The 20,161-nt window shown below is 68.6% G+C and carries 20 protein-coding genes and 1 tRNA gene; 6 read left to right on the forward strand and 15 right to left on the reverse strand.

All coding sequences use genetic code 11. The features are described 5' to 3' along the window. Positions 1 to 94: 94 nt before the first annotated feature. The 4 genes from LVJ59_RS05180 to LVJ59_RS05195 form a co-directional block, all read right to left on the reverse strand. Positions 95 to 589, reverse strand: a complete 495-nt coding sequence (locus LVJ59_RS05180; protein ID WP_232762243.1) for an endonuclease domain-containing protein — start codon at positions 587 to 589, stop codon at positions 95 to 97. Between the two features lie 633 nt (positions 590 to 1,222). Then, complete coding sequence (locus LVJ59_RS05185; protein WP_131493506.1) at positions 1,223 to 2,605, reverse strand: PhoH family protein; 1,383 nt, start codon at positions 2,603 to 2,605, stop codon at positions 1,223 to 1,225. Positions 2,606 to 2,764: 159 nt separating this feature from the next. Continuing rightward, entirely contained in the window at positions 2,765 to 3,895 is a 1,131-nt protein-coding gene (locus tag LVJ59_RS05190) for an aminotransferase class V-fold PLP-dependent enzyme (RefSeq protein WP_232762244.1), read from the reverse strand. A 39-nt stretch (positions 3,896 to 3,934) separates the two neighbouring features. After that, a complete protein-coding gene (locus LVJ59_RS05195; RefSeq protein WP_134353981.1) occupies positions 3,935 to 4,714 on the reverse strand; it encodes an isoprenyl transferase in 780 nt (259 codons plus the stop codon). Positions 4,715 to 4,811: 97 nt separating this feature from the next. Here LVJ59_RS05195 and LVJ59_RS05200 point away from each other — a divergent pair, with 97 nt between their 5' ends. Next, positions 4,812 to 5,543, forward strand: coding sequence for a hemolysin III family protein (locus tag LVJ59_RS05200; RefSeq protein WP_052193639.1), 732 nt, complete (start codon positions 4,812 to 4,814; stop codon positions 5,541 to 5,543). A 42-nt stretch (positions 5,544 to 5,585) separates the two neighbouring features. On the opposite strand, the gene LVJ59_RS05205 is transcribed toward LVJ59_RS05200, so the two are convergent. Further along, a complete protein-coding gene (locus LVJ59_RS05205; protein WP_232762245.1) occupies positions 5,586 to 5,891 on the reverse strand; it encodes a hypothetical protein in 306 nt (101 codons plus the stop codon). A gap of 68 nt (positions 5,892 to 5,959) precedes the next feature. Between LVJ59_RS05205 and LVJ59_RS05210 the strand changes: the two genes are divergently transcribed. Further along, positions 5,960 to 6,346 carry a DUF4307 domain-containing protein gene (locus tag LVJ59_RS05210; protein WP_047523207.1) on the forward strand — a complete coding sequence of 129 codons (387 nt, stop codon included), beginning with the start codon at positions 5,960 to 5,962 and terminating at the stop codon, positions 6,344 to 6,346. 97 nt (positions 6,347 to 6,443) lie between these two features. Then, entirely contained in the window at positions 6,444 to 6,932 is a 489-nt protein-coding gene (gene greA, locus LVJ59_RS05215) for a transcription elongation factor GreA (protein ID WP_047523206.1), read from the forward strand. Between the two features lie 88 nt (positions 6,933 to 7,020). Here the strand turns inward: greA and ilvA are convergent, their stop codons facing one another. Continuing rightward, on the reverse strand, positions 7,021 to 8,250 hold the full coding sequence (gene ilvA / locus LVJ59_RS05220; RefSeq protein WP_047523205.1) for a threonine ammonia-lyase: 1,230 nt from the start codon (positions 8,248 to 8,250) through the stop codon (positions 7,021 to 7,023). After that, positions 8,247 to 9,443: an AI-2E family transporter gene (locus tag LVJ59_RS05225; protein ID WP_131493498.1), complete on the reverse strand. Its 1,197-nt coding sequence runs from the start codon at positions 9,441 to 9,443 to the stop codon at positions 8,247 to 8,249. The genes ilvA and LVJ59_RS05225 overlap by 4 nt, the downstream gene beginning before the upstream one ends. 89 nt (positions 9,444 to 9,532) lie before the next feature. On the opposite strand from LVJ59_RS05225, the gene LVJ59_RS05230 reads away from it, so the two are divergent. Together LVJ59_RS05230 and LVJ59_RS05235 are read left to right on the forward strand one after the other, a co-directional pair. Next, on the forward strand, positions 9,533 to 10,789 hold the full coding sequence (locus LVJ59_RS05230) for a winged helix-turn-helix domain-containing protein (protein ID WP_232762246.1): 1,257 nt from the start codon (positions 9,533 to 9,535) through the stop codon (positions 10,787 to 10,789). Further along, positions 10,786 to 11,700: a hypothetical protein gene (locus tag LVJ59_RS05235; protein ID WP_232762247.1), complete on the forward strand. Its 915-nt coding sequence runs from the start codon at positions 10,786 to 10,788 to the stop codon at positions 11,698 to 11,700. Before LVJ59_RS05230 ends, LVJ59_RS05235 begins: the two co-directional genes overlap by 4 nt. A gap of 48 nt (positions 11,701 to 11,748) precedes the next feature. Here LVJ59_RS05235 and LVJ59_RS05240 read toward each other — a convergent pair whose 3' ends face one another. From LVJ59_RS05240 to LVJ59_RS05250, 3 genes are all read right to left on the reverse strand, one after another. Further along, positions 11,749 to 12,315: a LemA family protein gene (locus LVJ59_RS05240; protein ID WP_029262976.1), complete on the reverse strand. Its 567-nt coding sequence runs from the start codon at positions 12,313 to 12,315 to the stop codon at positions 11,749 to 11,751. 90 nt (positions 12,316 to 12,405) lie between these two features. Further along, complete coding sequence (locus tag LVJ59_RS05245) at positions 12,406 to 13,719, reverse strand: D-arabinono-1,4-lactone oxidase (RefSeq protein ID WP_232762248.1); 1,314 nt, start codon at positions 13,717 to 13,719, stop codon at positions 12,406 to 12,408. Further along, complete coding sequence (locus LVJ59_RS05250; RefSeq protein WP_232762249.1) at positions 13,716 to 14,963, reverse strand: alanine racemase; 1,248 nt, start codon at positions 14,961 to 14,963, stop codon at positions 13,716 to 13,718. Before LVJ59_RS05250 ends, LVJ59_RS05245 begins: the two co-directional genes overlap by 4 nt. Before the next feature lie 86 nt (positions 14,964 to 15,049). Here LVJ59_RS05250 and LVJ59_RS05255 point away from each other — a divergent pair. Beyond that, positions 15,050 to 15,122, forward strand: a tRNA-Leu gene (locus LVJ59_RS05255). A 6-nt stretch (positions 15,123 to 15,128) separates the two neighbouring features. On the opposite strand, the gene LVJ59_RS05260 is transcribed toward LVJ59_RS05255, so the two are convergent. From LVJ59_RS05260 to LVJ59_RS05280, 5 genes are all read right to left on the reverse strand, one after another. Further along, the gene (locus LVJ59_RS05260; RefSeq protein WP_131493489.1) at positions 15,129 to 15,794 is read right to left on the reverse strand and encodes a DedA family protein; all 666 of its coding nucleotides are present in this window, start codon (positions 15,792 to 15,794) and stop codon (positions 15,129 to 15,131) included. A 321-nt stretch (positions 15,795 to 16,115) separates the two neighbouring features. Then, the gene (locus LVJ59_RS05265) at positions 16,116 to 17,627 is read right to left on the reverse strand and encodes an NAD(P)/FAD-dependent oxidoreductase (RefSeq protein ID WP_232762250.1); all 1,512 of its coding nucleotides are present in this window, start codon (positions 17,625 to 17,627) and stop codon (positions 16,116 to 16,118) included. A 25-nt stretch (positions 17,628 to 17,652) separates the two neighbouring features. Next, positions 17,653 to 18,960 carry a S8 family serine peptidase gene (locus LVJ59_RS05270; RefSeq protein ID WP_232762251.1) on the reverse strand — a complete coding sequence of 436 codons (1,308 nt, stop codon included), beginning with the start codon at positions 18,958 to 18,960 and terminating at the stop codon, positions 17,653 to 17,655. Continuing rightward, positions 18,957 to 19,499 carry a DUF501 domain-containing protein gene (locus tag LVJ59_RS05275; protein WP_232762252.1) on the reverse strand — a complete coding sequence of 181 codons (543 nt, stop codon included), beginning with the start codon at positions 19,497 to 19,499 and terminating at the stop codon, positions 18,957 to 18,959. Before LVJ59_RS05275 ends, LVJ59_RS05270 begins: the two co-directional genes overlap by 4 nt. A gap of 47 nt (positions 19,500 to 19,546) precedes the next feature. Further along, on the reverse strand, positions 19,547 to 20,101 hold the full coding sequence (locus LVJ59_RS05280; protein ID WP_232762253.1) for a septum formation initiator family protein: 555 nt from the start codon (positions 20,099 to 20,101) through the stop codon (positions 19,547 to 19,549). Positions 20,102 to 20,161 lie beyond the last annotated feature (60 nt).

Consider the following 20,161-nt stretch of genomic DNA (forward strand, 5'->3'; position numbering starts at 1 on the left):
TTCCCGGTACGGGTGCATGAGCCGCCGTCACATGCATGAGCATCCGGCGCTGCTGGTCATGCATCTGCTCGCACCTCATGCAGGTGAGCGGAATTCACGCCCGCGCTCGCGCCAAGGCAGCCAGAACCGCGGCCGCGACCACGTCCCACGAGTGCAGGATCATCGCATAATCGAAACGGAGCGTCTCGAAGCCGAGGTCGGAGGCCCTCGCGTCTCTTAAGAGATCTCGATGACGGTGCGCGGATCCGGCGTGGTTCTCGCGGCCGTCCGCTTCGAGGATGACCCGGCCCTCGATCACGAAGTCCACCCGCCCCACGCCGGTGATGGCAACCTGGACATGCACCTCGATGCCCATCAGGTGGAGCCGCAGCCGCACCAGGGACTCCAGACCGCTCTCGGCATCGGGGCGCGCGAAATCGACGAGCCAACGCGCTGTCAGTGGGAGCCGGGCGCGGATGCTCGCTCGCGCGGCAGCACTCAACATCCTCTTGTTCCACGCCGACTCGTACGCGGCGAAGAAGAACTCCGCTCCGTAGCAGGTGAAGGCGTGCACCAGCGCCACGTCGATCGGAGCGACGCCGAGATCCATACGACCGGGGGTGAAATGTGCGATGCAACCGCATGACGGCGGGTGATGTCGCCGACCGCCGACCCCCATCCAGACATGCACCTGGGTCGGCTCCTCCAGCGTCCACACCTCTCTCGCACGCAGCGCACTCCCGCATGTGAGGGCACCGCCGTGAGCCGCCGCCGTGATCGCCTGGTCGGACGCCTCCCCCGACGCGAACACTCCCGGTCGCACGCGGCTTATGCGGCCTGATCTGCACTCCGCGGAGAGCCGTGAACGCGAACACCCGAATCCCTGGAGCGTGGTTCCGCGCGCGACTCCCCCGAGGTGCTTGAGGATGAACACAACGTCGATCATCGAGTCATCCTCACCCCGGCGGACGACGCCTCTCGTCCACGATCCCGAGGGCGGTGAGACGCGGCGCGAGGTCGGCAACTGTGCAGGAGAGGACTCCGCGCAAGCACGAGCTCTTCGACAGCTCAGATGCCGGAGGATCACACACCCGCATGACCTCACTCAGGCGAACAGTCATGCATCCGGAAATCCGTCATGCAACCGTCCCTCCCCCACCCGCCCCCGCCCCACCGCACCGCGCGCCACACACGACAGCGGATGCCGCGGGGCAGTCCGCGCGGCATCCGCTGTCGCCCGTCGTCAGCTGAGCTCTCCACCCTCCAGGAGCTCGGTGACGAGGGCTGCGATCGCCGAACGCTCGGAGCGTGTCAGGGTCACATGCCCGAAGAGGTCATGTCCCTTCAGCGTCTCGATCACGCTGGCGATGCCGTCGTGCCGGCCGACGCGGAGGTTGTCGCGCTGGCCCACATCGTGGGTGAGGATGACTCGCGAGTTCTGGCCCATCCGGCTCAGCACCGTGAGGAGGACGTTGCGTTCGAGCGACTGCGCTTCATCGACGATCACGAATGCGTCGTGAAGGGAACGACCGCGGATGTGGGTGAGCGGCAGCACCTCCAGCAATCCGCGTTCGATGACCTCTTCGATGACGTTGCCGGAGACGACCGAGCCGAGCGTGTCGAACACCGCCTGCCCCCACGGTCCCATCTTCTCGCCCTGGTCCCCGGGGAGGTAGCCGAGCTCCTGCCCGCCCACGGCGAACAGCGGCCGGAACACGATGATCTTCTTCTGCTGCTGCCTCTCCAGCACCGCTTCGAGACCCGCGCACAGCGCGAGTGCCGATTTGCCGGTGCCGGCCCGACCGCCGAGGGAGACGATGCCGACTTCCTGGTCGAGGAGCAGGTCGATCGCGATCCGCTGTTCGGCCGAGCGACCGTGCATCCCGAAGATGTCGCGGTCGCCGCGCACCAGTCGGTATTCGCCGTCCCCGGTGACGCGTCCGAGCGCGGAGCCGCGTTCGGAGTGGATGATCAGGCCCGTGTTGACCGGAAGGCCCCGCGCCTCCTCGCTGATGCCGACCTCGCTCTCGTACAGGTCGCTGATGTCGTCGCCGGAGAGGTCGAGCGTCGAGATGCCGGTCCAGCCGGAGTCCACGGCCTGCTCGGCGAGGTACTCCTCGGCGCGCAGCCCCAGCGACGCCGCCTTCACGCGCATCGGGAGGTCCTTGGAGACGATCGTGACGTCCTGCCCGTCCTGCGCGAGGTGCATGGCGACGGACAGGATCCGCGTGTCGTTGTCGCTGAGCCGGATGCCTGCCGGGAGGACCGAGGAGTCGGTGTTCGCGAGCTCCACGCGAAGCGTGCCACCTTCACCGACCTCGACCGGGAAGTCCAGTCGCCCGTGCTCGATGCGCAGGTCGTCGAGGTGTCGCAGCGCCTGGCGTGCGAAGTACCCGATCTCCGGGTCGTGACGTTTGCCCTCGAGTTCTGTGATCACGACGACCGGAAGGACGACCGAGTGTTCGGCGAACCGGAAGAACGCCTGCGGATCACTCAGCAGGACCGAGGTGTCGAGGACATACGTCCGCAGATCCTGATCAGGCTCCGCGGATGATGCGCGTCTCGTCGTCTTACGGGTGGACTGCTGCGCGGTGCTGGTGGCCTGCTGCGCTGTACGTGTGGTCACGACCCACTCCCGACCCGGGGAATCCCGGCTATTCGAACGAGTCGACCAGGGGGTCACGAGTCGTCAACCTGAGGCCGACCCGACCGGGCGCCTTGCCCGATGCCTAGAACGTACGACCGTGAGCGCGCGTACCCGACACCGACACGCCAGTGGATTTCGTTACGTGCTGGTGAACGTCTCGTTGCCGAATGCGTGCAACGCCTCATCGAGGAGCTCGAAAGTGGCCGCATCGGTTCCCGCGTGCGGCGCGAGACGCACCGAGGAGCCGCGTGCCGTCACCACGAGACCGGCGTTCGCGAGAGCAGCGGCGAGACGCGCCGGTTCGTCCGGCTCGAGGGCGACGATACCCGCCCGCTCTCCCCGCTCCCGCGGCGAGCTCACCTCGATGCCGTGACGATCGGCGATCTCGATCACGGTGTCGACGTGCTCGGCGAGACGCGCCTCGATCGCGGCGACGCCGGCATCCCGCACATCCCGGACACCGATCGCGAGTCGGCCGGCGGCGAGCGTGTCCGGTTGACTGACCGTGTACGCCCGCGCCGATGCCGCCGGCGCCGGGAGCTCGTCGACGAACAATCCGGTCGCGGTGGTCCCGGTGATCCCGGAGAGCACGGGCGTGATCCGCTCCCGCGCTCGCGGCGAGAACCACGCGAAGGCACTGCCCCTCCCGGCGCGCAGCCACTTGTAGCCGTGGCCCACCACGACATCGGCCGGGCCGTAGTCGACGTCCATGATGCCGAAGGACTGGACGGCATCGACGATGAGCAGGCGATCGGGGCCGATGAGCTCACGAAGTGCCGCGAGATCCACCCGATAGCCCGTTCGGAAGTCGACGTGGCTCACGGCGAGCGCGACCACGTCGTCGTCCAGCGCCTCGGCGACGGCGTCGGTGGTCACGCGTCCGTCTGCGGGGGTGATCCATCGCGGCGTCACGGCGCGGTCCGACGCCGCTGCGGCCCGCTCGACGGTCAGACTGACACTGGGGAACTCCGCCGTACTCGCGATGACGGCGCCCTTGAGCCCGTACAGGGCGTGCATGAGCCCGTGGGTCGACGAGGGCTGGAGCGTGACGTCATCCGACTCGCCGCCGAGGAGTTCTGCGACGAGCTCCTGTGCCTGGCCGATCCGCTCGGCGACGAGCGACAGCGAAGACGGGCGGCCGCTGCCGAGAAGGTCGGCGTCGGCGAAGACCTCTTCGCGCACGGAGGGCGACAGCGGGCCGAAGGCGGCCCAGTTCAGATAGCCGGACTCATTGTCGAAGGTGTCGACGTAGTCCTGGAAAGTGCTCACTGCGTCATTGTGGCACGGCGCCGTGCATCGCGCGGACGGTCACCGGCCGTATCTGCGGTCGCGGTCGGCATAGTCGCGGATGGCACGGAGGAAGTCCACCTGCCGGAGATCGGGCCCCAGCGCTTCCACGAAGTAGAACTCGCTGTGCGCGCTCTGCCAGAGCAGGAAGTCGCTGAGCCGCTGCTCGCCGCTCGTCCGGATCACCAGATCGGGATCGGGCTGTCCTCCGGTGTAGAGGTGCTCGCCGATCATCTCCGGGGTGAGCTGGGCGGCGAGGTCTTCCAGCGTGCCGCCCGAGGCCTCGTGCTTGGTGATGATGCTCCGCACCGCGTCGACGATCTCGTTGCGTGAGCCGTACCCGACCGCGAGGTTCACGTGGAGTCCGCTGTGACCCTTCGTCCGCTCCTCCGCTTCTGCGAGCACGCGCGCGAGCTCCGGCGGCAGGAGGTCGGATCGTCCGACGTGCTTGACGCGCCAGTTCCCCTCCTGCGACAGAGCTTCCGCCAGCTCGGCGATGATCTCGATGAGGTCGGCGAGCTCGGCGGAGTCCCGCTTTCGCAGGTTGTCGCTGGAGAGCAGATACAGCGAGACGACACGCACGCCGAGTTCGTCACACCAGCCGAGGAACTCGTGCATCTTCGCCGCGCCCGCCCGATATCCCTCGGCAGGTGTGGCGTACCCGAGCTGACGCGCCCAGCGCCGGTTGCCGTCGATCATCATCGCGACATGATGCGGCACCGATGCAGGATCGAGATCGCGACGCAGCCGACTGGTGTAGAGCCGATACAGCGGTCCCCGCACCGGATTCTCGCGTGATATCACCCCGCTACACTATCGTGCCGACCTCTCGGCCACCGTGTGCGGATGCTGAGGATATGTGCCCTGCAGGGAATGCCACGCGGCTTAGAGTGAGCACGTGAGCACACCCGAGCAGTCCGGTCCCGATGTCCCCCAGCTGCCGCTTCTCGAAGCCGCCGCCGTGGATGCTGCGGTCGATATCAAGCCGACCTGGCGCGGCTGGATCCACGCCGCCACTTTCCCGGTGGCCATCGCCGCGGGCATCGTCCTGATCATCGTGGCCGACGGCGCCCCGGCGAAATGGGCGTCCGCCGTGTTCATGCTCACGTCGTTGCTGCTGTTCGGCAACTCCGCCCTCTACCACCGGTTCGACTGGTCCCCCCGGGTGAAGGTCGTCCTGAAGCGGATCGACCATGCCAACATCCTGCTGCTGATCGCCGGGACCTACACTCCCCTGGCGACACTGGCGCTGCCCCCGGACAAGGGCCTGCTGCTGCTCTGCGTGGTCTGGGGCGGAACTCTGGTGGGCATCCTCTTCCGCGTGTTCTGGATCAACGCCCCGCGCTGGCTCTACGTCGCCCTCTACCTGCTGCTCGGCTGGGCAGCGGTGATGTACATCGTCGACCTCATGAACGCGAACTTCGCGATGATGGTGCTGGTGATCGTCGGCGGCCTCCTCTACACGGGCGGCGCCGTCGTCTACGCGCTGAAGAGGCCCAATCCGTGGCCCGGCCATTTCGGCTTCCACGAGATCTTCCATGTGTGCACGGTGCTCGCGTTCCTCTGCCACTGGACCGCGTGTCTGCTCATCACCCTCGCCCCGCTGTCGCCCTCGCTGGGCGCGCCGTAGCCTCTGCGTGGTGCGGCTCCCCCATCCGCCACGCAGGGTCTCTCAGCGCGTCGGGGGGTGGTCGTCCCCGTCGCGGGTGCTCGTCCCATCGGGTGAGGGCGAATCCGGAGCGGACGTGCCGCCCTCCCCTGCGGCCGCGGCTCGCGCGGCTTCCTCGGCGTCGAGCTCTTCCCGCACCTCGTCGCGGTAACGGACCCGGCGGATGCGACGATTCATGTCCCAGATCAGCAGGATCACCGCGATCACGACGACGACGATCGCGGCGAAGCCGATGAAGCCCGGCGTGACGGCCTCCGGAGCCACGGTCATGGATGGCGTCGGCATCGGGGTCTCGGTCAGAGCGAGCATGAATCGGCCTTTCGTGCGCAGGTCGCATAACCTGGTAACACCAGCCTAACGACCGGGAAGACCCACCAGTGACGACCGCACAGCAGCTCGACGAACGCTATGGCCGAACGCGACGGCGTCGGCTGCCGTGGATCATCGGTGGCGCTGTCGCGCTCGTGGTCATCGGTGCCTTCAGCTGGATGACCGTATCGCAGTCGATCGCCTCGGTGGACGCCGACGACCTCGGCTTCACCCTCGTCGATGAGTACTCCGTCGATGTGAGCTTCCAGGTCACCGGCGTGCAGGGCAAGGACGTGGTGTGCGCCCTCGAAGCACTCGACGAGGAGTTCGGTGTGGTGGGCTGGAAGATCGTCGAGATCGCCGCCGGAGACAGCCACTCCCAGGCCGTCTCGGTCACCATCCCGACCGTCGCGCAGGCCACGACAGGTTTGGTGAACACCTGCTGGGTCGCTTAGACTCGTGCCAGACAGACGACGCCCCGGCACCGTGCCGGGGCGTCTTGGCATATCCCCCGCAGCATGTCGGTGGGATCCCGAAAGAAGGAGCTTCGCCATGTCCACCGATGCTCAGGTCCCCTTTCTCACGCAGGAGGCGTATGACCGGCTCGTCGCCGAGCTGGAGCACCTGTCGACCGTCGGTCGCGATGAGATCGCCAAGCGCATCGAGGCGGCCCGCGAAGAAGGCGACCTCAAGGAGAACGGCGGGTACCACGCCGCCAAAGACGAGCAGGGAAAGCAAGAAGCCCGCATCCGCACCCTCGAGGGCCTGTTGAAGACCGCCAAGGTCGGTGAAGCTCCGGCCAGCCGCGGGATCGTCGAGCCCGGCACCGTCGTCACGGCGCTCGTGGCCGGCGGCGAAGAGGTCTTCCTCCTCGGCAGCCGCGAGATCGCTTCCGGCGGCGACCTCGACGTCTACAGCGAGGCCAGCCCGCTGGGCCAGGCGATCCTCGGCCTCAAGGTCGGCGAGAAGTCGTCGTACGAGGCACCGAACGGACGCAGCATCGACGTCGAGATCGTGAACGTCGAGACCTACACGGGCTGACGCACCGTCGAAGAGCGCCCCCGCATCCTCTCGGACGCGGGGGCGCTTCTGCGTGGAGGGGGGCCGCGGAGGATCCGGGCCCTCGTGCTCAATCCGGGACGAGGATGGGCGCGAACCCGGCGCGACGCAGCGTGTCGAGCGTGTGCTCCGAATGCTCGGGTCCCCGTGTCTCGACGCTGAGCTCCAGGATCACGTCGCTGATCTGGAGTCCGTGGCCGTGCCGCGTGTGCATGGCTTCGATGACGTTCGCCCCGGCTTCGGCGATGAGCTCCGACACTCGAGCGAGCTGCCCCGGCCGGTCGGGGAGCGGAATCCGGATCGTCAGGTACCGGCCGGAGGCCGCGAGGCCGTGAGAGACCACACGCTGCAACAGGAGCGGGTCGATGTTGCCGCCGGAGAGCACCGCCATCGTCGTTCCCGTTCCGGAGACCTTGCCGGCCAGGATCGCCGCCACACCTGCGGCACCGGCGGGTTCGACCACCACCTTCGCCTGCTCTAGCAGGATGAGGATAGCCCGCGCGAGATCATCGTCGGAGACGGTGACCACCTCATCGACGAGGTCTTTGATGATCTCGAACGGGACGGCTCCCGGACGGGCGACGAGGATGCCGTCGGCGATGGTCGGACGAGTGACGATGTCGACCGGCTCCCCCGCCGCGAGCGACGGCGGCACGGCGGCGGCGTTCTCCGCCTGGACACCGATGATGCGGACTGTCCGCCCGAGCTCGGCGGCTCGGGCCTTCACGGCCGCGGCGACGCCCGCGATGAGACCGCCTCCCCCGATGCCGAGGACGACCGTGTCGACGTCCGGCGCATCCTCCAGCAGTTCAAGGCCGAGCGTTCCCTGTCCGATCACGACGTCGCGGTGGTCGAACGGGTGGATCAGCACGGCCCCGGTGCGCTCGGAGAATTCCGCCGCCAGTCGCAGCGAGGTCGCGACGGTCTCCCCCTCCAGCACGACCTCTGCGCCGTACCCGCGGGTGGCGAGGAGCTTGGGCACGGGCACGCCGAGCGGCATGAAGATCGTAGCCGGGATCCCGAGGGCCTGGGCGGCGAGGGCGACACCCTGGGCATGGTTGCCCGCGGAGGCGGCGACGACACCGCGGGAGCGCTCCTCAGCGCTCAGCCGCGACAGCCGGTACGCGGCGCCGCGGATCTTGAAGGAACCCGTGCGCTGAAGATTCTCCATCTTGAGCAGGACCGTGCTGCCGTGGATGTCCGACAGCGCTCGCGACGGCAGCGTCGGCGTGTGCGAGATCACCTCAGCCAGACTCTGAGCTGCGTGCTCGAACTCGGTCAGGCTGGGGACTTCGCTCATCGATTCCTCCGTCTCCGCTCGCGCGGTACTGTGCTCCAGATAAGGTCTCCGCTCGGGCCCGCGCCGGTGCGCCAGGATCCCGTGCTGATGGTCACCGCCGCGACGTTGACGAAAGCCGCCAACGGGACGGCGAAGAGGGCTCCGGGGATTCCCGCGATCATCGCGCCGCCCGCGACCACGAGGACGACGGCGAGAGGGTGCACCTTGACCGCCGAGCCCATCATGATCGGCTGCAGGATGTGCCCCTCGATCTGCTGGACGGCCAGCACGACCACGAGCATCCACAGCGCGATCCAGGGACCGTTGTAGACGAGCGCGAGGAAGACGGCGACGGCGCCGGTCACGACGGCACCGACGATCGGGATGAAGGAGCCGAGGAACACCAGGACGGCGACGGGAAGGGCGAGGGGCACCTGGAGCAGGAAGGCTCCGAGCCCGATGCCGATCGCATCGATGGTCGCCACGAACAACTGGGTGCGGGCGTAGTTCACGATCGTGGCCCAGCCGTTGCGCGCAGCTCCATCGACCGCCGGCCGTGCCTTGCGCGGGAAGATCTTGACCGTCCACCGCCAGATGCCCGCACCGTCGGCGAGCAGGCAGATGAGGATGAACAGCGACAGCAGTGCGCCGGTGGCGACGTGCCCGACGGTCGTGCCGATGGCGAGAGCGCCCGTCCAGAGGGCCTGGGTCTGCTCGGTGAGGAAATCGAGTCCCTGCTGCAGGTAGTCGGCGATCTGCGTGTCGGAGAGCTTCAACGGACCTTCGTGAAGCCAGACCTGGAACTGATCGAACGCCTCGGTCGATCGCGCCTGAACGTCAGGGAGCTGAGCGCGCACCTGCCAGACCACCAGCCACATCAGCCCCGTGACGACGGCGGCTGTGCCGATGAGGGAGAGCGTGATCGCCAACCAGCGCGGGACGCCGTGACGCAGCATCCAGGAGAACGCCGGCCAGAGCAGAGCGGTGATGAGGATGCCGACCATGAGCGGGATGACCAGGAGCTTGAGCAGCATGACCAGCCAGATGAAGACGCCGATCGCCGCCGCGATGAGCAGCAGACGCCACGCGTAGCTCGCCGTGATCCGCAGTGGCAGCGGTACCGCCTCGTCGGCCTCGGTCGTCACGGTGCGGTCCGTGGAGACCGGGCGCGGACGGAAGAGATCTCGCAGCCGGGGTCGCTGATCCTCACTCATCGCCCAAGTCTACGGTCATGCCGTATGCCGTTGGACGCATCCTTCACCGCCGGGACCGCGATGTCGGACGCCGGCGATACGCTGACGACGTGACCGAATCCCTCAGCGCCACCCAGGCGCGCCGCATCGCGCTAGCCGCTCAGGGCTTCACGCGAGCACGACCCGCGTCGGTCGCTGCGCGCCACGTGCATCGCGTGATGGATCGTCTCGGCGTGCTGCAGATCGACTCCGTGAACGTGTTCGCGCGCTCCCACTACCTGCCGCTGTTCTCGCGTCTCGGCGACTACGACCCCGCCCTCCTGGACCGGGTCTTCCTCTCCCGCACCACGCACTACGTCGAGTACCTGGCGCACGAGGCGACGTTCATCCCGATCGCGGACTGGCCGCTCTGGCGTTTTCGTATGGAGGACTTCCGTCGGCGCTGGGCGGACGAGGATTCCTGGCTGAGCCGAAACGCCCGCACCGTGGCGTGGGTGCAAGACGAACTGCGCTCCCGAGGTCCGCTGCGCCCCGCCGACCTCCGCGCGGACGCGCCCCGCGAACGAGGCACCTGGTGGGACTGGGACGAGGTCAAGCTGGCGCTCGAGCACCTCTGGCGCACAGGTGACGTCGCCGTCAGTGGGCGCAAGGGCTTCGAGCGGACGTACGCCCTTGCCGAGCAGGTCATCCCCGACCCGATCCGTTCGCAGGAGGTCTCGCGCGCCGACGCGATCCTCGAGCTGACGCGCCGTGCCGCCCGCTCGAGCGGCGTCGCGACGCAGTCCGACCTCGCCGACTACTACCGGATCCGCGATCGCGCGACCATCGCGCGATCGATCGCCGCGTTGGTCGACGAGGGCGAGCTGATCCCGGTGCACGTCCGCGGATGGGAACGAGGCGGACGCCCGCTCCCCGCCTGGCGACACCGTGACGCCGTGCTCCCTCGCAGAGTCGACGCGGCCGCCCTGCTGACTCCGTTCGATCCGGTGGTCTGGTTCCGCGAGCGCGCTCTTCGCATCTTCGACCTCGACTACCGGATCGAGATCTACGTGCCCGCCGAGAAGCGTCGGTTCGGCTACTACTCGCTCCCGGTCCTCGTGGACGACCGCATCGTCGCGCGCGTCGATCTCAAGGCCGATCGCGCCACCTCCACCCTTCAGGTGCAGTCCGCCTGGTGGGAACCCCACGCCCGCCCGGAAGATGCCGATGCGATCGCCGCCGAACTGATGCTCGCCGCGCACTGGCAGGGTCTCGAGCACGTGTCGGTGTCGGGCTGGGGCGACGCCACCGCCGAGGTGCACGGCGCATTGGTCGGGGCCGGTGGCTCCGTCGGGCGGCACGCACATGTCAGGGAGGGCGCGACGTGAGTCGGGCTCGGTGGTGGATGATCGGCGGAGCCGCAGGAGTCGTGCTCGTGGCTGCCGCCGTCTGGATCTGGCAGTCGACCTCAGGTTCCCCGACGCCGGCGGATGCCGCCATCAGCTATCTCCGGGCGCTCGAATCCGGTGATCCCGATGCCGTCGAGGCGACGGGAGTCGACGTCTCCACCGAGGCTCTCACCGCGTTCGCCGCCGCGACCGGTGTCATCGAAGACGCCGCGGTGACATCTGCGAGCGACGACCGACGCGCCCGCGACGGTGAAGAAGCGACCGTGGGGATCTCGTTCGTGCTCGACGGTGAGGAACACACAGCAGAGCTGTCTCTGACGCCTGTCGGCGGACGCTGGACCGTCGACGCGTCCGGCCTGGGCACGGTGACACCCACGACCACGATCGGCTCCTTCGTCGCGGTCGGCGAGCAGACCCTGCCGACCGCAGACAAGGCCTCCCTGCTCCCTGCCGCCTACTCGGTCGCCCCCGCTCCGGTCGCACTGCTCGACGGCCGCAGCGCGCTGGTGGTGCTCCCCGGCGAAGAGTCGGAGCTCGCCGTGGAGGCAACGCTCCGACCGGAGGCGACGGTCGCGGCGCAGAAGCAACTCGACGACTACCTCACGGCGTGCACGACGCCGTCGGACGCGGCACCCGAGGGGTGCGGAATCCGGATCCCGTGGGGCACCGAGTTTCGCGCGGTGTCGGAGTTCCGCTACCGCGTGGAAGAGCTGCCGGCCGTGACGCTCGACGGCATCGGGTTCCGCGCCGACGGCGGGGCACTCGTCGTCACGCTGGTCGGCACCGGTCAAGACGGCGCGGCGCGCACCACGACGTACCGGACGGATTCCTGGGGCGTGCGCGGAGACGTGACCTTCACCGACGAGGGCCTGGTGCTGTCCGTCTGGTGAGTGCGCTCTCCGTCAGAACTGCACGCGAGGTCAGAACCGCACGCGAGGTCAGAACTGCACGCGAGGCGGCTCTGAGATCGCGCTGCTGTCGGCGACCTCGAAGAACTCGCGCTCGGTGAAGCCCAGCCCCTTCGCGAACAGGTTGTTCGGGAAAACCTTGATCTTGGTGTTGAGCTCGCGCACACCGCCGTTGTAGAACCGGCGCGCGGCTTGGATCTTGTCCTCGGTGTCGACGAGTGCCTGCTGCACCTGGAGGAAGTTGGTGCTGGCCTGCAACTGCGGGTATGCCTCGGCGACCGCGAACAGACTGCGCAGGGCCTGTTGCAGGTGCCCCTCCGCGATGCCGGCCTCGCCGGGCCCACCGGCCGAGAGCGTCTCGGCGCGCGCACGGGTGACGTTCTCGAAGACCGCCTTCTCATGGGAGGCGTAGCCCTTGACGGTCTCGATGAGGTTCGGGATGAGGTCGGCTCGTCGCTTCAACTGCACCGTGATCCCGCTCCACGCCTCATCGACGCGCACCTTGAGCTGCACCAACGAGTTGTACGTGGCCCACAGATAGATGCCGGCGAGCAGGATCACTCCGACAACGATCAGTACCGGCACGAGCCATTCCATCAGAGGCCCACCCTTCCTCGTGTTTCTCCCATCCTAGACGCGCACCCTGCACGTGGACTGGGCGCCGATGCACTCTCCACGGACGTCGGATCAGCTCCCGAGGACTCGCTCCAGGTAGCGGTTCCCGAACCGGCGCTCCGGGTCGAGGCGGTCGCGCAACGCGACGAAGTCCTCGAAGCGCGGGTAGCGCTCCCGCAGCGTCTCTTCGGTCAGCGTGTGGAGTTTGCCCCAGTGCGGGCGACCGCCGAACTCGAGCATGATCTCCTCCACCGCGCCGAAGTACTCGGTCGGGTCGGCACGCCAGTACCGGTGCACGGCGATGTACGCCGTCGCGCGCCCGTGCGCCGTCGACAGCCAGCGGTCGTCGCTGGCGGCGAAGCGCACCTCGATCGGGAACTCGATCCGCCACCCGCGTCGGGCGATGAGAGCACGCACCGCCTGGAACGCCGCCACCACGTTCTCCGCGGGGAGCGCGTACTCCATCTCGCGGAACCGCACGGTGCGACTCTGGATCAGCACTCGGTGCGAGAGCTCGGTGTACTCGCGATTCCCCGTGAGCCTGACCGCGAGCCGGCTGAAGGGCGGGGTGATCGCGGGAACCGCTTGTCCCGCGGCACACACCACCCGATACACACCGTTGGACAGGAGCGTCTCGTCGATCCACCTCCCCACGACAGGGAGCGGCTGGCGCACGGTCGACTCAGGCAGGCGGGTCTGACGCTTGGTCAGGGCGACATCGGTGTGGGGGAACCAGTAGAACTCGAAATGATCGGACGCCGCCACCCGCTCCTCGAGCGTCTCGAGCACGTAGTCGAGCGGAGCCGGTTCATCGATCGCATGCATCACGAAGGCCGGCACGCACTGGAGCGTGACTTCGACGATGATCCCGAGCGCGCCGAGGCCGAGCGCGACGGCCGGGAGCAGCTCACTCTCGCGCTCGTCATCGATGCGGAGGAACTCGCCGTCCGCCGTGACCATCGTGACTCCGACGACCTGGGTCGCGAGCCCGCCGAACCCGGCGCCGGTGCCGTGGGTCCCGGTCGAGATGGCACCCGCGATCGACTGTCGGTCGATGTCCCCCAAGTTCTCCATCGCGAGCCCGAAGGGTGCGAGCAAGCGCGGGATCCGATGCAGCCGGGTTCCTGCGAGAAGCGTCACCCGGCCGGTTGCGGCATCCGCCGAGACGAGTCCCTGCAGATCGTCGAGCTCGAGCAGGACTCCCGGCGCCACGGCGATGCCCGTGAAACTGTGTCCGGCGCCCACCGCCTTGATGCTGAGCCCCTGCTTCACCGCAGCCAGAACCGCCCGCTGCACACCCTCCGGGCTGCGCGGACGCTCCACACGCACGGGCCGCACCGAGGCCGAGCGGCCCCAGTTCTGCCAGGAACCGCCGATTCTCGTCACAGGAACGCCTTTCCCTCGCCGCGATAGGTCGGCAACTCGTCGATGATCTCCTCACCCGACACCAGGTGGTATCCGTCGATGCGCTCCGCCGGCTCGCCGCTCTTGGCGTGACGGAACCAGACCCGATCCCCCACTCCGAGTGACCTGGCGGCAGGACCCTGCAGCGGTGTCTGCACCTCACCCGCCGCTTCGCGGGAGAGCGTGTGGAGTCCCTGCGGCCAGACGGCTCGCGGCTGGCGCGAGGCGACGGCAGGCCCGGAGGCGATCCATCCGCCGCCGAGCACGGTGGCGATGTCCGGGGCCGGGCGTCGGACGACGTCGAACGCGAATGCGGAAGCCGGCGCGGGACGGAAGGAGCGGTAGCCGTCGAACAGGTGTCCTCCGAGCAGGCCGCTGCCGGCGCTCGCCTCGGTGAGGGACTCATCGCTCCCGGTGAACTCGAGCGAACCCGTCCCCCCGCCGTTGAGGATCTCCAGAGACGCGATCGCTCCGACCGCGGCCACGATGTCCGCCCGACGCTCCCGCAGTTCGTTGCGGGAGCGCGCCTGCACCATCCGGATAAGGGGCGCGTCGGGGCCGGCGTCGTCGCCCTGCCCGGCGATCTGCGCGTCGTACATCTGCAGTCCGACCAGCCGGAAGCCCGGGCGTGCGACGACCTTTCGGGCGAAAGCAGCCACCTCTCCCGCCGAGAACAGAGCCGAGCGACGCACACCGATGTGTCCGAGGAGCGAGGAGCGCCACGAGGCGTCGACGTCGATCGCCACTCGGATCTCCGGACGGGATCCCGGTCCGGCGACACTGTCGATCACATCGAGGTGGACGAGGTCATCGACCATCAGCGTGATGCGCTGCACCGCCTGCTCGTCGGCGAAGAGCTTCTCCAGCCCCGCGCGGTCCACGGTCGGGTAGCCGAGCATGATGTCGTCATGCGTCTCAGCGAGCCAGAGCGCCTCCTCGAGCGTGAACGCGAGGATGCCCCGGAACCCGGGGAGTTTCAGCACCGCATCGAGCACGGCACGCACACGCACCGACTTCGACGCCACGCGGATCGGAAGACCACCGGCGCGGACCAGGAGATCCATGGCGTTGTAGCGGAGCGCTTCCCGGTCGATCACCGCGACAGGCGCCGGCAGATGGCCCGTCACGGCGGAGAGGCGCGGCCAATAGCGGGCCGGATCCTCCCATTCGGGGGCGACCGCGAGCGCGCCGGGGGCCGGGCTCAGTTCGTCGATGAGGTCGAGCACTCCCCCACCCTACGGCCTCCTCGTACTCCGGATCACCCCCGACGGCACCGGGTCGCATCCGCTGACCGGGCTAGGCTGACGAGCAGGCCCCCGTAGCCCAATGGCAGAGGCAGGCGACTTAAAATCGCTTCAGTCTGGGTTCGAGTCCCAGCGGGGGCACCGCTTTCAGTCCTGTGCGCGTGCGAGCTTCTTCCGCTCACCCGCCGCCTCACGTATCCGACGCACGACCAGCACGACGAGGGCGATCGCGATCGCCGTGTAGACGGCGTAGTCGAGATAGCCGAGATATTGCTCCAGCTGCTCGTGCTGAGTGCCGAGGGCCGCGCCGACCCCCAGGAGCAGCGTGTTCCAGAGCCCGCTGCCGATGATCGTGAAGAGGCTGAAGGTCACCAGGTTCATGCGAGCGGCACCGGCCGGGATCGAGATGAGGCTGCGCACCCCGGGCACCATGCGCCCGACCAGCACCGTCCACGCGCCGCTGCGCACGAACCACTCGGATCCGCGCTCCAGGTCCGAGCGGCTCACCAGACGCGTCGCCGCGAGCAGACGCACCGCCCGGTGCATCCCGATCGCTGCGCCGAGGCCGTAGAGCAGGAGCGCACCGATCCACGATGCCAGCGTGCTCCAGAAGATGAGCCAGCCCAGGTTCAGCTGACCGCTCTGGCTCAGGTACCCCGCGAACGGAAGGATCACCTCGCTCGGGATCGGCGGAATCAGCACTTCGAGGAAGACCAGAAGGCCGACGCCGAAGTCACCGAGAGCGATGAGCACATCGGCTGCGAACCCGGTGAGGCCGGTGAAGCCGTGATCGGTGTCGATGGACAGAAGCATCAGTGGGCGAGCCTTCCCATGGTGATCCCTTCGTGGGGCAGACCACCAGGCATCCCCACGTCGGAGAAGACGACAGGGGTTTCTCGGCGGCCCGCGATACGGGTGCCAAGGTCTCCTCCACCCTCGCGGGCCAGCGGGCCGGAGCACATTCTCGTGCTCGTAATGACGACGACGCTGCAGACGGGAGTACTCCCCTTCGCGGTGACGACACTATCGGAGCACGCCTGAGCAACGCCTCGGAAACGCACAGGTGCCGAGAAAACGAGGAACGGCCCCGGCGCTGAGCGCACGGGGCCGTTCCGGAGACGCGAGAGCGTCCGACTACTTCGCCGAAGCCTCGACGGGTTCAGCGGCCTTCTTCGCGGGAGCCTTCTTGGCGGGAGCCTTCTTGGTCGCCGGCTTCTTCGCCTCCGCCTCACCCTCCGCGTCGGAAACCTTGGCCGCAGACTTCTTGACGGGAGGCTCGGACTTCGCGGCCGGAGCCGTGTCCGCAGCCGGCGCCGCGGGAGCGGCCGGACGCGGGCGGGCAGCGAACTCCTCGAACACGTAACGCGGGTTCTGCACGGTCTCGAGGTTCACCAGGTCGCGGCCCAGCCACAGGTTGTTCCACCAGCCCCAGATCACGCGGAACTTGCGCTCCCAGGTCGGCATCGCGAGGCCGTGGTAGCCACGGTGCGCGACCCAGGCCACGAAGCCCTTGAGGGCGATCTTGCCGGACTGGAAGACACCGTTGTAGAGGCCGAGGCCGGCGACGGCGCCCAGGTTCTTGTGGAAGTACTCCTTGGGGTTCTCTCCGCGCAGGACGGCGACGAGGTTCTTGGCGAGGAGCTTCGCCTGACGGACCGCGTGCTGAGCGTTCGGCACGCAGAAGCCGCCGACTCCCCCACCGGAGAGGTCGGGCACGGCGGACACGTCACCCGCGGCCCAGGCACCCTCGACGAAGGCCTCGGGGGTACCCACGCGCAGATCGGCGCGGGTCTGGATGCGACCGCGTTCCTCGACGGGAAGGTCTCCGCCCCGCACCACCGTCGGGTTGGCCATGACACCGGCGGTCCACACGATGACGTCGGTCGGGATGACCTCGCCCGTGGAGAGCTCGACGTTGCCGTCGATCGCCCCGGTGACCTGGGTGTCGAGGTGCACGTTGGCACCACGCTTGGCGAGGTCCTTCAGCACCCACTCGCTGGTCTTCAGCGAGACCTCGGGCATGATGCGCCCCATGGCCTCGATGAGGTGGAAGTGCGTGTCCTCGAAGCTCAGCTGCGGGTACTTGCCGACGAGCGAGGAGGCGAGCGAGCGCAGCTCCGCGAACACCTCGATGCCGGCGAAGCCACCACCGACGACGACGACGGAGAGCAGACGGTCGCGCTCGGGGCCGGCCGGCAGCGACGCCGCCTTGTCGAAGTTCGACATCACCTTGTCGCGGATCGCGACGGCTTCCTCGATCGTCTTCAGCCCGATCGCGTTGTCGGCGATCCCGGGAATCGGGAACGTGCGCGACACCGCTCCGGCAGTGACGACGATCTGGTCGTACGCGAACTCGTACGGCTCGCCCACGGGCGGCGTGATCGTCGCGACCTTCTGCGCGTGGTTGATGTTCGTCACCTTCGCGGTGAGGACGTGCGTGCGCTTGAGGTGACGACGGTGGGCGACCACCGAGTGCCGCGCCTCGATCGAACCGGCGGCGACCTCGGGGAGGAACGGCTGGTAGGTCATGTACGGCAGCGGGTCGACCATCGTGACGTCGGCCTCACCCTTGCGCAGGTGCTTCTCGAGCTTCCACGCAGTGTAAAAACCTGCGTACCCTCCGCCGACGATCAGAATCTTGGGCACAGTGCTGTTCTGAGGCACAGAAGAACTACTCCTCGGAGTCGGGGATTTGGCGTACGGGAACGCGCGCCGATCGGATGCGCCGGGCAGCTGCGGTGACGCCAAGCGCTATCAGGATACCAGGGACCGTGAGCGCAATGAGCGGCAGGGTACCGTAACGCAGCGAATCAGCGCTGGGAAGCAACGGTGAACCGGCCTCGCTGGGCGCGTCCGCGGCCGGGAGAGGCGGCACGGCGACCGGTGTGACGGACGCCTCGGGTTCCGGTTTCGCCTCCGCGCGGCGGAACCACCGGATCCACTCGGCGAGATCGCCCATCGGGTTCTCGGTCACCGGCGCGATGTCCGCGGAGATCGCCGCCGCCGCATCCACAAGCCCGTAGCCGTAGAGCGGATCCCGCGGCTTGACGGCATCCGGAACCGGGATGGCCGTCTGGATGATCCGGTTGATCACGTCGATCGCCTTGATGTCGGGGTGCGCCGAACGGATCAGAGCTGCGACGCCGGCGACGATGGGGGCCGCGCCGCTCGTTCCGCGCCAGGGCTGGATCGTCCCGTCGGCCGAGACGCCGATCAAGCCCTCGCTGGGCGCCGAGATGCCGATCGTGATGCCCTGCGTGGAGGCCTCGACACTCGCCGTGCCCGTCTGGTCCACCCCGCCGACCGTGAGCACACCGGGGATCGTGGCCGGGGCGCCGATGATGTTCGTCCCGCTCCCCCTGTTCCCTGCAGCGACGACCACGACGACGTCGTGTTCGAAGGCGTACAGGAACGCATCGTCCCAGCTCTCGTCCCAATCCAGCGTGTTCGTCGTGAAGGAGAGGTTGATGATGTCGGCGCCGTTGTCGACGGCCCAGCGCATGCCCTTCGCGACCTGCTCCGTGAACGGGACGGCCGCCGCCGCACCGAACCCCACGGAGATCGACAGCAGGTTCGCCTCGGGCGCCACACCGATCATGCCGGTGCCGTCCGCCGCGCCGCGCCCCGCAGCGAGCGACGCCACCCAGGAGCCGTGGTTGCCGTCGACCGCGCCCAGCGGTGTGCGTCCGTCCGGAGTTCCCGCGCCGGAAACGTCGGTCCCGCCCACCACGGCATCGCCGAACACCTGTGGCACCTTGCCGATGCCCGTGTCGATCACGGCGATCGTCACGCCCTCGCCCCGTGTGGTCTGCCAGGCCTCGCGGATCCGCGCTCCGTCGAGCCAGTACTCAGACGCACGCGTCGGGTCGGCCGGATCATCCGGGATCGGCGGCGGGGTCGCGGAGGCTCCGAGGAGCAGGACGGAGGCCGCGACCACCACGACGGCGGCAGCGCTGCGGAACGTCCGACGCACGGTCATTCCGGGAGAGCCGCCTCTTCACGCGTGGCGGCGCCGGGGTCCTCACACCGGCAGACCGTCGGGGACCACGAGGAGCGCGACAGCGCGGCGTCGCCGATGGGGTTCACTCCAGGGCCCGCCGCGAGCGCGTGTCCGGCGAGCGCATGGAGGCACTTCACGCGCGTCGGCATGCCCCCGGCGGAGATGCCGTCGATCTCGGGGACCTCTCCGAACCTCGTGCGGTCGGCGAGGTAGGCCTGATGGGCGGCGAGGTAGGCCGCGGCCACCTCCTCGTCGTCGACGAGCAGGGCGGCGAGCTCCGGCATCACCTGCGTGGCTTCGAGCGTCGACATGGCCGCGGTCGCTGCCGGGTGGGTCAGGTAATAGAAGGTCGGGAACGGAGTGCCGTCCGGAAGACGGGGGGTCGTGGCGACCACCGTCGGGTTGCCGCAGGCGCACCGGGCGGCGATGCCCACCACACCCCGAGCGGGACGGCCGAGCTGGGCCGATACGACGGCGAGTTCGGCGGGAGTGGGGGCGGGGAACGGCGGCGTGGTCACCTCTCCAGCGTACGGGAGCCGCCCGAGAAGATGCTCGACGCGACCCCTCAGCGAGCCACCGCCGCCGTGTCGCTCAGGCCCGTTGAGACGAGCGTGCGCAACAGGTGCGGCATCCAGTCCGCGGGCTTCTCCTGGATGGTGTCGCTGACCGGCGCCTGCTCACGAGGCAGCGCGGAGGGATCGAGATCGTTGTCGATCAGGTACACGACCTCCCCCGGCTTCACGTAGTACAACCGTTCCCGCGCCTGGGTGGTGATGTAGGCGGGGTCGCTCCAGCGGTCCCGCTCCGCGATGAGCGCCGAGATCTCGTCCTCGCTCACCTGCACGGAGGCCTCGAGCGCCGCGATCTTCTGGCGCTGATCGATGAAGGTGCCGAGCGTGGGCACGAGGACCCACGCGCCGAGCACCACCAGCGAGAGCATGATGACGGAGAAGGCGGACAGACGGATACCCGCCGCCCATTCGCGGACGTCGACACGCGGAGCGGAGCCATGCGTCGGCCTCGATGCGGACGCGGGCTTCGGCTTCGTGGCCGACTTCCCCGTCGTCCGCGGAGTCTTCGGCGCGGGAGACGCCGAAGGAGGAGCCGGTCGTCGTACCACGGCTCCTCCTTCGTCGTGCTGCCCGGCGGGTCGTTCGTGCATCCTCCGCCGGGCGAGATG

The organism is Microbacterium sp. KKR3/1 (assembly GCF_021272365.1).
GTDB classification, from domain to species: Bacteria; Actinomycetota; Actinomycetes; order Actinomycetales; family Microbacteriaceae; genus Microbacterium; species Microbacterium aurugineum.